Here is a 14,479-nt window from a genome sequence, read left to right on the forward strand (position 1 = left end):
GGCCCGCCGCTTCGTCAACGCGGCGATGCGTTTTATCCTGGCCGCGAGCCATAACAAATCATCAGAGGAGATATCATGCTCACCCGCCACCATCCGCTGCTGTCGCCCAGCCTGGGCAGCCAGCGCGCGCTGACCAGCTTCCACTTCGGCCAGGAAGGCCGCGGCGAGAAGGTCCACATCCAGGCCAGCCTGCACGCCGACGAACTGCCCGGCATGCTGGTGGCCTGGCACCTGAAGCAGCGGCTGCGCCAACTGGAAGACGAAGGCGCCATCCTGGGCGAGATCACCGTGCTGCCGGTGGCCAACCCCATCGGCCTGAACCAGAACCAGAGCAGCCGCCTGATGGGCCGCTTCGAGCTGATGAGCGGGCAGAACTTCAACCGCCACTACCTGCCGCTGGCCGAGCCGGTGTTCGCCGCCGTGCGCCAGCAGCTGGGGGCGGACGCCAAGGCCAACACCCGGCTGATCCGCGCCGCGATGCGGGCCGAACTGGCCAGACAGCAGCCGCAGACCGAGCTGCAATCGCTGCGCCACACGCTGCAATCGATGGCCTTCGACGCCGACATCATGCTGGACCTGCACTGCGACAGCCGCGCCGACATCCATCTGTACACCGGCACGCCGCTGTGGGACCAGTGCGAGCCGCTGGCGCGTTACCTGGGCGTCTGCGCCAGCCTGCTGGCCGAGGACTCCGGCGATTATCCCTTCGACGAGTCCTGCAGCCAGCCGTGGTGGCAGCTGCGCGACTTGGCCGCCCGGGCCGGGCTATCCGCGCCGATCGAGATGGCCTGTCTGGCGGTGACGATAGAACTGCGCGGCGAGTGCGACGTCAACCTTGAATACGCAGCCAAGGACGCCGAGGCCATCATCGATTTCCTGCAGCGCCGCGGCGTGATCGCCGGCGACCCGCCGCCGCTGCCGCCGCTGCGCCATCCGGCGACTCCGCTGGCCGCGTCTGAGGACCTGCTGGCGCCCCACGCCGGCGTGGTGGTGTACCGCGCGGCGGCCGGCAGCCTGCTCAGCCCCGGCGACCTGGTGGCCGACGTCATCGATCCGCTGACCGACACCGTCACCCAGGTGTGCACCCAGCACGGCGGCGTGCTGTACGCCACCAGCGACCGGCCCTACGCCACCGCGGGCCTCGGCCTGGCCCGCGTGGCCGGCGACACCGCGTTCAAGAGCGGCAAGCTGTTGACCGCCTGACGGAATTTTCGCCGCCGGCGACGATCCAAACTCTTTTGTTTCGCCGCCGGATTCCGCTCATGAAAACGCTCGCTCCCCTGCTCTTATCCCTGTCCATCCTGCTGCCGGCCGCGCCGGCCGCCGCCGCGTCCCTGTCCTCGGCCCCCGCGGCGGAAGCGGTGTTCGCCGAACTGGCGCGCCAGCCCGCCTACCAGGCGGCCTGGATGAGCATGACGGCCGCCGCGAAAGACGCGCCGGAATGGCTGCGCGAAGCCCGCGCCACCAGCGCGCCCTACCATCCGGCCACCATTGCCGGCAAACGCTACCTGGCCGGCGAGATGTGCAAGCCGCACGATTGCGCCGGCAACCGCTTCTTCGGCCTCTTCAGCGCCGACAAACGCCGCGCGATGGGCCTCTTGGTGACGGTGGCCGACGTGCCCGAGGCGGTGGACCATCCGGCCAAGCACGCCAGCTACCGCTGGCTGGGCAAGCCGGACAAGGAGCAACGCGCCTATCTGATGCAACAACTGAAACAGGACCCGAACTGGAAATGAAAACGCTGAAACTCGCTCTCGCCGCGCTGCCGGCGCTGCTCCTGGCCGCCTGCGCGCAAAACCCGCCGCCGCAGCCGCAAGCTGTCGGCATGGCCAATCCGGCCTCGGTCCATTGCGTGAAACAAGGCGGCAAGCTGCTGCCGCAAAAGGACGCCGCCGGCGGCGAGTACGCGCTGTGCCAGCTGCCCGACGGCCGGACGGTGGAGGAATGGACGCTGTTCCGATCGCAGCAGCCAGCCGCGCCGGCGCCGTAAACCGACTTACCCACAGCCATCACTCGAATCCGGATTTATCCACAGAGCAGGATGGCGCGCCAAAAAACAAACCCGCCGGCTGACAGCTCCGGCGGGCTTCCTACCCCCTTTGGCAGGGATAGTCTTACTTTAGACTACCGGACAGGAAAGCCTTCAGCCTTTCGCTCTTGGTGTTGCCGAAGACTTCGTCCGGATGGCCTTCTTCCTCCACGCGGCCCTGGTGCAGGAACATCACATGGTTGGACACGTTGCGGGCGAAGCCCATCTCGTGGGTGACCACGATCATGGTGCGGCCCTCTTCGGCCAGCGCCTGCATCACCTTCAGCACCTCGCCCACCAGCTCCGGATCCAGCGCCGAAGTCGGCTCGTCGAACAGCATCACTTCCGGCTCCATCGTCAGCGCGCGGGCGATGGCCACGCGCTGCTGCTGGCCGCCGGACAGATGGGCCGGGTACTTGGCCTGGGCGCGCTCGTCCAGCCCCACCTTGGCCAGGTATTTCTTGGCGCGGGCGACCGCTTCCTCGCGCGGCAAGCCCAGCACATGCACCGGCGCCTCGATCACGTTTTCCAGCACCGTCATGTGGCCCCACAGATTGAAGTGCTGGAACACCATGGCCAGCTTGGTGCGCATGGTCTGCAGCTGTTTCTGGTCGGCCGGCACCAGCTCGCCCTGCTTGTTGCGGGACAGGCGGATTTCCTCGCCGTTCAGCGCGATGGAGCCGTCATTCGGCTTTTCCAGAAAGTTGATGCAGCGCAGGAAGGTGCTCTTGCCCGAGCCCGACGAGCCGATGATGCTGATCACGTCGCCGGCCTTGGCCTTCAGCGAGATGCCTTTCAGAACTTCGTGGTCGCCGTAGCTCTTGTGAATGTTGCTGATGTTCAGCTTGTCCATCTAATAAATCCCCAGTATTTCTCAGCTCTTGGTCGGATGCAGGTAAGCGAGCCAGCGGGCTTCAGCCTTGCGGAACAGGCCGACCAGAATAAAGGTGATGCTCAGATACAGCAAGGCCGCCAGACCGAAGGCGTTGAAGGAATCGTACGTTGCGGCGTTGGCGTCGCGCGCGACCTTCAGGATGTCCGGCACGGTGGCGGTGAAGGCCACGGTGGTGGCGTGCAGCATCAGGATCACTTCGTTGCTGTACGCCGGCAGCGCGCGGCGCAGCGCCGACGGGATGATCACCCGGCGGTACAGCGTGAACGGGCTCATGCCGTAAGCGCGCCCGGCCTCGATCTCGCCATAGGAAGTGGCCTTGATCGCGCCGGCGAAGATTTCGGTGGTGTAGGCGCAGGTGTTGAGCGCGAACGCCAGGATGGTGCAGTTGTAGCCTTCGCGGAAAAAGTGGTTGAGGAAGCCCACCTCGCGCACCACGTCCAGGCTGTACATGCCGCTGTAGAAGAAGATCAGCTGCACGTAGAGCGGCGTGCCGCGGAACACGTAGGTGTACAAGCCCACCAAGCGCGCCAGCCATTTGATCTTGGACACGCGCGCCACCGCCAGCGGAATGGAGACGACGAAGCCGAAGGCGATGGACAGCACCAACAGCCACATGGTGACGGCCAGGCCGGACAGGTGGTAGCCGTCGCTCCACAGGAAGGCCCGCCAGTATTGCTGGATGATGTCTATCATAGGTCGGCCTCCCGCACGCCGGTGGAATAGCGGCGCTCCAGCTTCGCCAGCACGAAATTGGACAGCGCGGTCAGCGCTAGGTAGATGGCCCCCGCCACCAGCGTGAAGAAGAACACGCGGTAAGTGCTCTTGCCGGCGTCGATGGACGCCTTGACCACATCAGCCAGGCCGATGATGGACACCAGCGCGGTGGCCTTCAGCATCACCTGCCAATTGTTGGAGATGCCGGGCAGCGCGAAGCGCATCATCTGCGGGAACTGCACGCGGTGGAACACCTGCCAGCCGCTCATGCCGTAGGCGATGCCGGCCTCGATCTGCCCCTTGGGCACCGACAGGAAGGCGCCGCGCAGCGTCTCGGTGAAATAGGCGCCGTAAATGAAGCCCAGCGTGACGATGCCGGACACGAAGGGATCGAGGTCGATCTGGTCGATGTGCATCGCCTCGGTGATCTTGTTCATGCCGATCTGCAGGCTGTAGAAGATCAGCAGCATCAACACCAGGTCGGGCACGCCGCGCACCAGGGTGGTGTACAGCGTGGACACGCCGCCCAGCAGCGGATTGTGCGACAGCTTGGCGCCGGCGCCGACGAGACCGATGACGAAAGCCAGAAGCAGCGACAGCACCGACAGCTCCAGCGTCACCAGGGTCCCCTGCCAGATAATGGGACCGAATCCATCCAGAAACATATGTTCCCCTTGTCGAGTGGCCGCCGCTTTCAGCTTATGGCGCTGAATGGCGACGGACGCTCCAGATCAATACGCCCCGCAAGGCGGGGCGCATCACAGCGCGGGCGGGCGGACGGGCCGCGCGCCCGGAACGGCATCAGCCGCCGTACACGTCGAAGGAGAAGTACTTCTTCTCGATCTTCTTGTAGGTGCCATCCTTCAGCATGTCGGCGATCGCCTTGTCGATGCCGGCCTTCAGATCCTTGTCTTCCTTGCGCAGGCCGATGCCGGCGCCTTCTCCCAGGGTCTGCGGATCGACCAGGTCCTTGCCGGCGAAGGCGAAGCCCTTGCCCTCAGGCTTCTTCAGGAAGCCGATGTCGGCCTGCACCGCGTCCTGCAGCGAGGCGTCCAGGCGGCCCGCGGCCAGGTCGGCCAGCACCAGGGTCTGGTTCTGGTAGGGAACCACTTCCACGCCGGCCGGCGCCCAGTGCTTCTTGGCGTAGGCTTCCTGGATGGTGCCCTGCTCCACGCCCACGCGCTTGCCCTTCAGCGAGGCCGGGGTCGGCATCAGGCCGGAGCCGGACTTGGCGACCATGCGGGTCGGGGTGTTGAACAGCTTGGCGGAGAAGGCGATTTCCTTCATCCGGGCTTCGGTCATCGACATCGACGACAGCACGCCGTCGAACTTCTTGGCCTTCAGCGCCGGGATCATGCCGTCGAAATCGTTTTCCACCCACACGCACTTGGCTTTCATGCGTTTGCAGATTTCGTTGCCCAGATCGACGTCGAAACCCACCACCTGGCCGTTCGGCGCCTTGTACTCGAACGGCGCGTAGCTGGCGTCGACGCCGAAGCGGATTTCCTTCCAGTCTTTGGCGTAAGCCCCCAGGGATGCGGCCATCAGACCCACGGCCAGCGCAGCAAGTGCTTTCTTCATTTCCTTCTCCTCATCAATCGTACTGCCTTGTTGGTATCCGGACGATGCCGGACTTTCTCTCCGGACCGATCCCGCTTGGCCCGCGCCGCCCGGTGCGGCCCCGGCCCAAGCGGCGGCTGCACCAGTTATATAGTTAGAGTATTTCGTCTAGCAAGCCGGATTTCGCCGCTCCGCCGGCCGGGCCCCCGGCTGGCGGATGACAAAACCTGGCGCCTGGTCCCGGACCGGCTCCTCCCGCCTACGCCGTCGAAGCGGCTGGACAGGAAGGCGCGGCACGGCGCCGGCGGCTTTGTCGGCGGCTCTTCCCGGCTTCGGCTTCGACAAGCAGAATTCATGCCACGGCCATCCAGAAGCCCTGGTCTTCCGCGCAATCTCCTGATGACAAAATACAACATCCAATCGACTTGGGAAGTAACGGCGCGTGAAAAGATCGGTGTACAGCAAAGCGACATTAATTGCCGAAAATCGGCCGAAACCCCGCACTTTGCCCAAGTGGAATAAAAAAGCGGGCTGGATATGCATCCAGCCCGCTTCTCATAGCAGTTAAATACTGCGATTTCGTTACGCGTCGTCACCTTCGCTTACAGCCGGCGCTTCCGGCGCGATCACCTTCTGCTTGGCCGCGGCGGCCTGCTGCTGCTTCTCCTCGGCTTCCTTGCGGGCGGCGGCGCGCACCACGTCCAGGTAGGCCATGATGGCGAAAGTCAGCTCGCGAGTGCCTTCGTGGTTCAGCGCGGAGATGGAGAACACGCGCGGCGCCTTGATGTCGAAGCCCAGGCTGTCGTCCGGCTTCTCCGCCGGCCAGCCATAGGCGTTGAGGAAGGCCGATACCGTCAGCTCGCGCTCGTCCGGCGGCAGCATGTCCACCTTGTTCAACACCAGCCAGCGCGGCTTGCCGTGCAGTTCTTCATCGTACTTCTTCAGTTCTTCCACGATGGCGCGCGCCTCGCGCACCGGATCGACGTCCGGATCGAACGGGGCGATGTCCACCACATGCAGCAGCAGGCCGGTGCGCTGCAGGTGCTTCAGGAAGCGATGGCCCAGGCCCGCGCCTTCCGCCGCGCCTTCGATCAGGCCCGGAATGTCGGCGATCACGAAGCTGCGGGTATCGTCCATGCGCACCACGCCCAGGTTCGGGTGCAGCGTGGTGAACGGATAATCGGCCACCTTGGGGCGCGCGGCGGACACCGAGCGGATGAAGGTGGACTTGCCGGCGTTGGGCATGCCTAACAGGCCGACGTCAGCCAATACTTTCAACTCCAGCCGCAGCGTGCGCTGCTCGCCCTGCTCGCCCGGCGTGCATTGGCGCGGCGAACGGTTGGTGGACGACTTGAAATGGATGTTGCCCAGGCCGCCCTTGCCGCCCTTGGCGATCATGATGCGCTGGCCGTGGTGGGTCAGGTCGGCCACCAGTTCGCCGGTGTCGTGGTCGGTAATCACCGTGCCCACCGGCATTTTCAGTTCGATGTCGTCGCCGCCCTTGCCGTAGCAATCGGCGCCGCGGCCGCGTTCGCCGTGTTCAGCCAGGTATTTCTTGACGAAACGGAACTCCACCAGGGTGTTGACGTTCTCGTCGGCCACGGCGAACACGCTGCCGCCCTTGCCGCCATCGCCGCCGTCCGGGCCGCCGAACGGAATGTATTTTTCGCGGCGGAAGCTGGCCACGCCATTGCCGCCGCGACCGGCCATCACTTCAATCCGGGCTTCATCGATGAACTTCATTGCACTCAACCTCTGTCTTGAGGAGTCAGGGGTCAGGACTGGACAACTCCAACCCTCACGCCTTGCCCCTCGGTATGAAAAAAGCCCTATCGCAGGATAGGGCTTTCTCGGATGCTAGAAAGCGAATTATTCGCCGTCTACACCGGTGTACGGAATCACGTTAACGGTCTTGCGCTGTTGCGCGCCCTTAACGGTGAATTCAACGTAGCCATCAACCTTGGCGAACAGGGTGTGATCCTTGCCCTGACCAACGTTTTCACCAGCGTGGAAGCGGGTGCCGCGCTGACGCACGATGATGGAACCAGCCGGAATCAGTTCGCTACCGTAAACCTTAACGCCCAGGCGTTTGGCTTCGGAGTCACGACCGTTGCGGGAGCTACCGCCTGCTTTTTTGTGTGCCATGACTGTTTATCCTTACTTCGAAATCGCGTCGATGCGGATTTCGGTGTAGTTCTGACGATGACCCTGGTGTTTCTGGTAGTGCTTACGACGACGCATCTTGAAGATGCGGATCTTATCGCCACGACCGTGGGAAACAACGGTAGCCTTAACAGTGGCGCCAGCAATCATCGGCGCGCCAACCACAACCTGTTCACCGTCAGCAATCATCAGCACTTCTTCAAGTACGATCTGGCTGTCGACGTCTGCAGGTATCTGTTCTACTTTGAGTTTTTCACCGATGGCAACTTTGTACTGCTTGCCGCCGGTTTTTATGACCGCATACATTCGCATGAGCTCCTGATAAATGAATCCCCCCACGCCTAATGCGCAGGGAACGCGAGACTATACGGGCCGCCCGCCAACTTGTCAATGATTTCATCGACTTAAGCGGCAAGCACGGCGGCATGGCGGGGGAATGGGCTTTTCTGGTAACATCCAGAGCTTTGGCGTAGCCCTCGCAACGATAACTGGTTGAAAACGTGTCCACCCCGCTTTTCCGAACCCTGATAGCCGACGACATGCAGACGGTAGACAGCGTGATCCGCGCCCGCCTGCACTCCGACGTCGTCCTGATCCGCCAGGTGGCGGAATACATCATCTCCGCCGGGGGCAAACGCCTGCGCCCCATCCTGACCCTGTTGTCGGGCCGCGCGCTGGGCTACCGGGGCGAGCACCTGTTTGAACTCTCCGCGATGATAGAGTTCATTCACACCGCCACCCTGCTGCACGACGACGTGGTGGACGAGTCCGACCTGCGCCGCGGCCGAAAGACCGCCAACGCGCTGTTCGGCAACGCCGCCAGCGTGCTGGTGGGCGACTTCCTCTACACCCGCGCGTTCCAGATGATGGTCACCACCCGCAACATGACCATCCTGGAAGTGATGGCCGAGGCGACCAACATCATCGCCGAAGGCGAGGTGCTGCAACTCTTGAACATCGGCAACACCGACGTCAGCGAAGACGAATACCTGAAGGTTATCCAGTACAAGACCGCCAAGCTGTTCGAAGCCGCCGCCCGCGTCGGCGCGCTGATCGCCGACGCTTCCGCCGAACAGGTGCAGGCGATGGCCGACTACGGCATGTACCTGGGCACCGCCTTCCAGATCATCGACGACGTGCTGGATTACAGCGGCGACGCCGACACCATCGGCAAGAGCCTGGGCGACGACCTGGCCGAAGGCAAACCGACCCTGCCGCTGATCTACGCCATGCGCAACGGCAGCCCGGAAGCCTCCGCGCTGGTGCGCGACGCGCTGGAAAACGCCAACCGCGACCGTTTCCACGATGTATTGAATGCGGTACAATCCTGCGGCGCGCTGGAATACGCCAAGAATGAAGCCGTAAAAATGGCCGAACAAGCCATTGCCTCCTTGCAGAACATTCCCGATTCGGAAGTCCGCCAGGCCCTGATCGAACTGGCCCGCCTATCGGTGGACCGCAGCGCCTGACCGCGCCCCAGTTTTCAGTAGCGTCTCCGTAGTTAAATGGATATAACGGCCCCCTCCTAAGGGGCAGTTACAGGTTCGATTCCTGTCGGGGGCACCACACCCAGTTCCAAAATTGTCCAAAGCGTTACAAAAAAGCCGCATCCCACAAGGGTTTGCGGCTTTTTTTCATCCAATCACTTCCACCACAGCCCGTTGTAAGCCAGCCAAGCTCACGGATGCCCAAGGACTCACCCTATGGGTCATGCCCAACGGATCCAAATATTGGCGCCTCAAGTACCGCTTTCTCGGAAAAGAGAAGCTCCTCGCTCTCGGCGTATATCCTGAAGTCTCTCTGAAAGAGGCCCGACTCAAACGCGACGAAGCGCGTCGCCTCCTCTCGGAAGGCATCGACCCAAGTGCCAAGCGGCAAGAAGACAAGCTGACCGCCCAAGTTGCTGCGGCAAACAACTTCGAAGCCATCGCCAAAGAATGGCATGCCAGAGAAAGCCATGAATGGAGCGCTGCTCACTCGGTACGGGTCATGTCAGCGATGGCAACGCACATCTTTCCCTTTATCGGGGCGCTGTTGCATAAATCCTGAACAGGGCGAGTTTCCCCTTTTCCCAAGCGGACTTATGCCACCGCCACCGTGTATGGACGGCCCAGCATGCTGAAACGGTTCAAGATGGCAGCGCGTACTTGCAGCTCTGCCACTTGGCTATCGAAGCGACGGGCCGTCACCCTTTCACCCAACCGTTTGAAGCAATGCATCTTGGTTTCCACCAGGCTGCGGCGATGGTAGCCGCTCCAACGCTTCCAGATCGCCCGGCCTAGTCGTTTGGTCGCCCGCAGGATCTCGTTGCGAGCCAGCACACCCAGCGAGTTTCCTTTCCATGGTTTCGCATTCTTGCGGGTCGGAATGCACCCGATCGCGCCCCGCGCGGCAATCGCCTCGTGGCATGCCTTGGTATCGAAAACCCCATCGCCGCTCACACAGGCTATCGGCTCATCTGCGGGGATTTGTGCCAAGAGCGAAGGCAGCATTTGCGCATCGCCCTGGCGGTTATCTGTCACCTCGATGGCGCGGATCTGCAGGGTTTCCGCATCGATGCCCAGATGCACCTTGCGCCACTGCCGGCGATATTCCGCGCCATGCTTCTTGGTTTTCCACTCACCTTCGCCCAGCATCTTGATGCCGGTGCTATCCACCAGCAGATGCAGCGCGCCTGAACTTTTCTGATAGGGAATTCTGACCTGCAGCGTCTGCTGCCGTCTGGACAACGTGCTGTAGTCGGGGGCGCCCCAGCCTAAGCCGGCCAGCTTGAGCAGACTTTGGATGAAACCGATGGTCTGCCGCAAAGGCAGTCCAAACAGGTTCTTGATAGTCAAACAGAACTGAATAGCCACATCGCTATAGGTCTGCGCCCGTCCGCGTTTGCCACGAGGAGCGGCCTGCCATGACATGCTCGTGTCCAGCCAAACGGACAGAGAGCCACGTTGGATCAGGGCTTGGTTGTAGGCGTTCCAGTTGGTCGTTCGATAGCGTTTTGGAGCGGGCTTGGTCATGCCACTATCCTACCAAGCTGCGGTGGAGAAGGATTTGTGCAACAGCGCCTGTCTATGGTACTTAAAAACCGATTGAGTGAATTAGTTCAATGGAATGACATGATCGAAAAGATGACATACTGGGCGCGCCATGGCAAAATGCCGTTGCATTGAAGCAACGCGCTTACCCAATTATGCCACTTTCGCCCGACTCCTTGAGTCAACTTACCCACAATCAGCGCCAGCGCCTGAGCTACTTGGAATTTTGCCTTTACTTTCTGGGTGAGGTGCGTCGAGCTGACATGATGGCGCGCTTTGACTGTGCGCCGGCAGTGGTAACGCGAGATATTGCACTGTACCGCCAGTTGGCTGCGGCCAACCTGGAGCTAGACCCGTCCACCAAAGCCTATTTGCTTGCACCCGGCTTTCATCCACTGTTTGAGCATCGCCTAGAGCAGGTAATGGCCGCGCTGATGCAGGGCGATCCCTACAGCATAGAAAGCGTGGGTGGGGCTCTGTTGTCGTGCGACTATCCCGCGCTGCTCAACCGTCCATCACTGACCATCTTGGCTGCAGTCAGCAGGGCGATACGTCTGCGGCGCTTGTTGAAAGTGCGCTACCACTCTGCCTACAGCGGCGAGCAGGAACGGGTGATTGCGCCACATGCATTGGTAGATAGCGGCCTGCGCTGGCACGTACGCGCTTACGACCAGTTGCGGCAGCGCTTTATCGACCTAGTGCTTACCCGCATGTTGGCCGTTGAGGTGCAAAATGAGGCCCCCGATCCACAGCAACAAGCTGAGTGCGATCAGCAATGGCAGCACACCATCACCCTGCAACTGGTGCCACACCCCAAATTACCCGACCCCACCATCGCCACGCTGGATTACGACATGCGCGACGGCATGCTGTTGCTTACGGTGCGTGCAGCCAATGCCGGCTATTTGCTGCGGCGCTGGTTTGTCGATTGCTCTGCCAATGCCAGTATGGATGATCCGGCATGTAGGCTTTGGCTAAAGAATAGTCAGTCTATCCAGGGAGCTCAGAGCATGGCAATGGCACCTGGCTACGAGGAAGAGTAGATGCCAAACAAGGCAAGGTCACAGTGCAGTGATGATGGGCAAGAGCACTATGTACAGAGCCATGCAGTCGCCGCCTCAAAAGGAATGCAGAGGGCGGCTAGCCAGTGTCAGAAGAACAGTCACGTGCTGCCTGCAAAGCAGCACGCAACAACAGCAGTAGTAAGGGAAAGTGAATGCAACTGAGACAAGCCCCTGCGCCTGGCGCACGTGTTTTGATTCGCGATGAAGAGTGGATCGTTCAGAAAGCCGATATGTGCAGCCTGGGAGGCTGGCAGCTTAGCTGCATTGGGGTATCTGAAACAGTCAGGAACCGCACTGCTTTGTTTCTTACCGGGCTGGAGCAGGTCACCATTATTGACCCGGCTAAAACCGACCTGGTGTTCGACGCGTCGCCCACCTTTATGGCTTCTCGGCTATATGTAGAGGCGCGGCTACGTCAGGCTGCCATTCGCAATGATGCTGTAGTGATGGGGCAGCATGCGGTGATGGATACCATGCCTTTCCAGTTGCAGCCTGCGCAGCAAGTACTGCAGCAGCTGCGCCCGCGTTTGCTGATTGCGGATACGGTAGGTTTGGGTAAAACGCTGGAAGCCGGCATTCTTACTGCAGAGCTGGCAAGGCGTGGTAAAGCCCGGCGTATCCTGGTGGTCACCACCAAGAGCATGATGCGCCAGTTCCAGCAAGAATTCTGGAGTCGTTTCACCATCCCGCTTACTCGGCTGGACTCGGCAGGTATTCAGCGCATCCGTCGCGATATTCCTACCAACCACAATCCCTTCAACTACTACGACCGTACCATCATTTCGGTCGACACCCTCAAGCGGGACAGCGAATACCGTCACTATCTGCAAGAAGCGTGGTGGGACCTCATCATTATCGACGAGGCGCATAACGTCTCTTACAAAGGCAACCGCACGCAAAGTAACCGTTTGGCCGAGCTCCTTGCCCAACGCTCGGACGCACTGATTCTGCTAACCGCCACACCGCATAACGGTAAAAAAGAGAGCTTTGCCAGCCTGATGCGCATGCTGGACCCCACCGTATTGCCGGCGGGTGAGCGTGTTGACTACACCCGTGACGATGTGGGCCACCTGTTTGTGCGTCGCTTCAAGAAAGACGTGCGCGACCAGATGCAGCAAGACTTCCCGGAGCGCGAAGTCTACCGGCTGGAAACCCAGGCCAGCTCGGCGGAAAACGCGGCCTTCGAAGTCCTGGCCCGTTTGCGTCTGGCCAGCGATGGCGGAACTCAGCGCGAAGGAGCAATGCTGTTCCGAACCACGCTCGAAAAGGCGCTGTTCTCGTCGCCAGCCGCTTGCTTGCAAACTCTACGCGAGCGCATGCGACGGGTTGAGAAAAAAGACCCCGCGCATGACGATCTGCCGGCGCTGCGCGAGTTGGAGCAATTGGTTGCCGCCATCACGCCAGAGAAATTCAGCAAGTTCCAGCATCTGATACGGCAACTCAAGCAAGGGGCAAAGTGGTGCTGGACTGGTGCCGACCCCAGCGACCGTTTGGTGTTGTTTACCGAGCGTATCGAGACGCTAAAATTCCTGCAAACTGAGCTGCCCAAAGCGCTTGGCCTGGCGGCAGATTCAGTCGCCATTCTGCACGGCCAGCTACCCGATGTAGAAATCCAGCAGACGGTAGAAAACTTCGGCAAAACCCATTCGCCCCTGCGCTTGCTGATTGCGTCCGATGTGGCATCGGAAGGTTTAAACCTGCACTACCAGTCGCACCGCCTGGTCCACTTCGACATCTCGTGGTCGTTGATGGTGTTCCAGCAGCGTAACGGCAGGGTCGACCGCTACGGCCAGACCAAAACGCCGATGATCGGCTACTTGCTTACGTTGCCGGACAACGAACGCATCCGTGGCGACCTGCGCTATCTGGAAATCCTCATCGACAAAGACGAGCAGGCCGCCCGCAATATTGGCGACCCGTCAGCCTTCATGGGCCTGTACGACGAGGAACTGGAAGTGGCCGAGGTGGCCGCCGCCATCGAGGGCAAGCGCACGGCTGATGAATTTACCGCGCTGCTGGCGCAAGACGACGTCGATCCCTTCGAGTTGCTTTGGTCCAGCACCGTTGACGAAGCACCGGCCTCGGCCGTTACCACTTTGCCCACGCCTGCCGCGGCCACCAGCGAGCTGCCCACCTTGTTTAGCGACCACTACCGCTACCTGCGCGACGCCCTGTGTTTGCTGGCCAGCCAGGCGCCCAAGGAGTTCCCGTCGCTGGACTACGACGACGCCCGCCGCACGCTCAGCTTCCAGCCCGGTAGCGACCTGGCGCAGCGATTGGAGCGCGAGCTGGCAGACGAAATGCGCCCACACGACAACCAGTTCGCCCTCAGTGCCGACAAGGCCATCATCAACCGCGCCATCGCCGAAGCACGAGATACCAATAGTTGGCCGCAAGTGCAATACCTGTGGCCGCTGCACCCGGTATCGCAATGGCTGGATTACAAGCTGATGTCCCAGTTCCGCCGCATGTCCGCTCCGGTCATGCGTGTGTCGAAAGGCCTGCAAGCCGGCGAATCGCTGGTACTGGTGCTGGCGCAAGTGCCCAACCGTCGCGGCCAGGCCATGCTGGCCGAGTGGGTGGCGGTGCAGGTAGACGCGCGTGGCTACGTAGCCGGCGTTTTGCCCTTGCCCGAGGTACTGCAGCGCACCGGGCTGGCCGACGCGCAACTGGCCAACGATGGCCAGGCACCCGACACCCGCACCCTGCAGCAAGCCTTGCCCCAGGTGATCGCCGCGGCAGAAGCCCATCTGCGTCCCATCAAACAGGCGTTTGATACCGACTGCCAGCAGCGCCTCGATAGCGAGCTGGCCAAGCTGCGCACCCTGCAAGACAAACACTTGCAGCAGCTGGCGCTGGATTTCAGCAGCGGTATCGAGCAGGTGAATGCCGCGCGTCGCAAGCAAAAAGAACACGACACCGCCGACCTGTTCCAGAACTACCAGCAATGGACACGCGACACCCTGCAGCTGGATGACCGCGCCCAATTCACCATTGTTGCGGCCTTGATGGCCTGAAGTAA

Annotated in this window: 15 protein-coding genes and 1 tRNA gene; 8 read left to right on the top strand and 8 right to left on the bottom strand. The window is 61.5% G+C overall.

From position 1 onward, the window contains the following. Nucleotides 1–75 precede the first annotated feature (75 nt). From LQR33_RS19160 to LQR33_RS19170, 3 genes are read left to right on the top strand one after another with little or no spacing between them, the layout of a single operon-like run. On the top strand, nucleotides 76–1,203 hold the full coding sequence (locus LQR33_RS19160) for a succinylglutamate desuccinylase/aspartoacylase family protein (RefSeq protein WP_231470114.1): 1,128 nt from the start codon (nucleotides 76–78) through the stop codon (nucleotides 1,201–1,203). Between the two features lie 59 nt (nucleotides 1,204–1,262). Beyond that, nucleotides 1,263–1,736, top strand: coding sequence for an inhibitor of vertebrate lysozyme family protein (locus LQR33_RS19165; RefSeq protein ID WP_231176987.1), 474 nt, complete (start codon nucleotides 1,263–1,265; stop codon nucleotides 1,734–1,736). Beyond that, complete coding sequence (locus tag LQR33_RS19170; protein WP_231470115.1) at nucleotides 1,733–1,990, top strand: putative hemolysin; 258 nt, start codon at nucleotides 1,733–1,735, stop codon at nucleotides 1,988–1,990. The genes LQR33_RS19165 and LQR33_RS19170 overlap by 4 nt, the downstream gene beginning before the upstream one ends. A gap of 124 nt (nucleotides 1,991–2,114) precedes the next feature. Here LQR33_RS19170 and LQR33_RS19175 read toward each other — a convergent pair whose 3' ends face one another. The 7 genes from LQR33_RS19175 to rplU form a co-directional block, all read right to left on the bottom strand. After that, nucleotides 2,115–2,882: an ABC transporter ATP-binding protein gene (locus LQR33_RS19175; RefSeq protein ID WP_021476836.1), complete on the bottom strand. Its 768-nt coding sequence runs from the start codon at nucleotides 2,880–2,882 to the stop codon at nucleotides 2,115–2,117. Between the two features lie 21 nt (nucleotides 2,883–2,903). Beyond that, on the bottom strand, nucleotides 2,904–3,617 hold the full coding sequence (locus LQR33_RS19180; RefSeq protein ID WP_021476837.1) for an ABC transporter permease: 714 nt from the start codon (nucleotides 3,615–3,617) through the stop codon (nucleotides 2,904–2,906). Further along, a complete protein-coding gene (locus tag LQR33_RS19185) occupies nucleotides 3,614–4,303 on the bottom strand; it encodes an ABC transporter permease (RefSeq protein WP_021476838.1) in 690 nt (229 codons plus the stop codon). Before LQR33_RS19185 ends, LQR33_RS19180 begins: the two co-directional genes overlap by 4 nt. Before the next feature lie 136 nt (nucleotides 4,304–4,439). After that, nucleotides 4,440–5,219 (bottom strand): ABC transporter substrate-binding protein, encoded by a 780-nt coding sequence (locus LQR33_RS19190; protein WP_021476839.1) that lies wholly within the window; start codon nucleotides 5,217–5,219, stop codon nucleotides 4,440–4,442. 561 nt (nucleotides 5,220–5,780) lie between these two features. Next, complete coding sequence (obgE, locus tag LQR33_RS19195; RefSeq protein WP_166439350.1) at nucleotides 5,781–6,941, bottom strand: GTPase ObgE; 1,161 nt, start codon at nucleotides 6,939–6,941, stop codon at nucleotides 5,781–5,783. Nucleotides 6,942–7,067: 126 nt separating this feature from the next. After that, nucleotides 7,068–7,343 carry a 50S ribosomal protein L27 gene (gene rpmA, locus LQR33_RS19200; protein WP_021476841.1) on the bottom strand — a complete coding sequence of 92 codons (276 nt, stop codon included), beginning with the start codon at nucleotides 7,341–7,343 and terminating at the stop codon, nucleotides 7,068–7,070. Nucleotides 7,344–7,355: 12 nt separating this feature from the next. Beyond that, nucleotides 7,356–7,667, bottom strand: coding sequence for a 50S ribosomal protein L21 (rplU, locus tag LQR33_RS19205; RefSeq protein WP_021476842.1), 312 nt, complete (start codon nucleotides 7,665–7,667; stop codon nucleotides 7,356–7,358). A 182-nt stretch (nucleotides 7,668–7,849) separates the two neighbouring features. Here rplU and ispB point away from each other — a divergent pair, with 182 nt between their 5' ends. The 3 genes from ispB to LQR33_RS19220 all read left to right on the top strand — a co-directional run bounded on the left by ispB (nucleotide 7,850) and on the right by LQR33_RS19220 (nucleotide 9,410). After that, entirely contained in the window at nucleotides 7,850–8,830 is a 981-nt protein-coding gene (gene ispB / locus LQR33_RS19210; RefSeq protein ID WP_166439462.1) for an octaprenyl diphosphate synthase, read from the top strand. Nucleotides 8,831–8,852: 22 nt separating this feature from the next. Continuing rightward, nucleotides 8,853–8,927 (top strand) — tRNA-Arg (locus tag LQR33_RS19215). A 15-nt stretch (nucleotides 8,928–8,942) separates the two neighbouring features. Further along, nucleotides 8,943–9,410 carry a tyrosine-type recombinase/integrase gene (locus LQR33_RS19220; RefSeq protein ID WP_231470116.1) on the top strand — a complete coding sequence of 156 codons (468 nt, stop codon included), beginning with the start codon at nucleotides 8,943–8,945 and terminating at the stop codon, nucleotides 9,408–9,410. Nucleotides 9,411–9,442: 32 nt separating this feature from the next. Here LQR33_RS19220 and LQR33_RS19225 read toward each other — a convergent pair whose 3' ends face one another. Beyond that, complete coding sequence (locus LQR33_RS19225; RefSeq protein WP_231470117.1) at nucleotides 9,443–10,375, bottom strand: IS5 family transposase; 933 nt, start codon at nucleotides 10,373–10,375, stop codon at nucleotides 9,443–9,445. Nucleotides 10,376–10,656: 281 nt separating this feature from the next. On the opposite strand from LQR33_RS19225, the gene LQR33_RS19230 reads away from it, so the two are divergent. Both LQR33_RS19230 and LQR33_RS19235 read left to right on the top strand, forming a co-directional pair. Beyond that, entirely contained in the window at nucleotides 10,657–11,436 is a 780-nt protein-coding gene (locus LQR33_RS19230) for a WYL domain-containing protein (protein WP_231470119.1), read from the top strand. Between the two features lie 173 nt (nucleotides 11,437–11,609). After that, nucleotides 11,610–14,474, top strand: a complete 2,865-nt coding sequence (locus LQR33_RS19235) for a DEAD/DEAH box helicase (RefSeq protein ID WP_231470121.1) — start codon at nucleotides 11,610–11,612, stop codon at nucleotides 14,472–14,474. Nucleotides 14,475–14,479 lie beyond the last annotated feature (5 nt).

It is taken from the genome of Chromobacterium piscinae, assembly GCF_021129175.1.
GTDB lineage: Bacteria > Pseudomonadota > Gammaproteobacteria > Burkholderiales > Chromobacteriaceae > Chromobacterium > Chromobacterium piscinae.

Bases quoted from the DNA above. Each gene is read 5' to 3' on its own strand.
- LQR33_RS19160 (WP_231470114.1), top strand. From the start codon at position 76: ATGCTCACCCGCCACCATCCGCTGCTGTCGCCCAGCCTGGGCAGCCAG.
- LQR33_RS19165 (WP_231176987.1), top strand. From the start codon at position 1,263: ATGAAAACGCTCGCTCCCCTGCTCTTATCCCTGTCCATCCTGCTGCCG.
- LQR33_RS19170 (WP_231470115.1), top strand. From the start codon at position 1,733: ATGAAAACGCTGAAACTCGCTCTCGCCGCGCTGCCGGCGCTGCTCCTG.
- LQR33_RS19175 (WP_021476836.1), bottom strand. From the start codon at position 2,882: ATGGACAAGCTGAACATCAGCAACATTCACAAGAGCTACGGCGACCAC.
- LQR33_RS19180 (WP_021476837.1), bottom strand. From the start codon at position 3,617: ATGATAGACATCATCCAGCAATACTGGCGGGCCTTCCTGTGGAGCGAC.
- LQR33_RS19185 (WP_021476838.1), bottom strand. From the start codon at position 4,303: ATGTTTCTGGATGGATTCGGTCCCATTATCTGGCAGGGGACCCTGGTG.
- LQR33_RS19190 (WP_021476839.1), bottom strand. From the start codon at position 5,219: ATGAAGAAAGCACTTGCTGCGCTGGCCGTGGGTCTGATGGCCGCATCC.
- obgE (WP_166439350.1), bottom strand. From the start codon at position 6,941: ATGAAGTTCATCGATGAAGCCCGGATTGAAGTGATGGCCGGTCGCGGC.
- rpmA (WP_021476841.1), bottom strand. From the start codon at position 7,343: ATGGCACACAAAAAAGCAGGCGGTAGCTCCCGCAACGGTCGTGACTCC.
- rplU (WP_021476842.1), bottom strand. From the start codon at position 7,667: ATGTATGCGGTCATAAAAACCGGCGGCAAGCAGTACAAAGTTGCCATC.
- LQR33_RS19225 (WP_231470117.1), bottom strand. From the start codon at position 10,375: ATGACCAAGCCCGCTCCAAAACGCTATCGAACGACCAACTGGAACGCC.
- LQR33_RS19230 (WP_231470119.1), top strand. From the start codon at position 10,657: ATGATGGCGCGCTTTGACTGTGCGCCGGCAGTGGTAACGCGAGATATT.
- LQR33_RS19235 (WP_231470121.1), top strand. From the start codon at position 11,610: ATGCAACTGAGACAAGCCCCTGCGCCTGGCGCACGTGTTTTGATTCGC.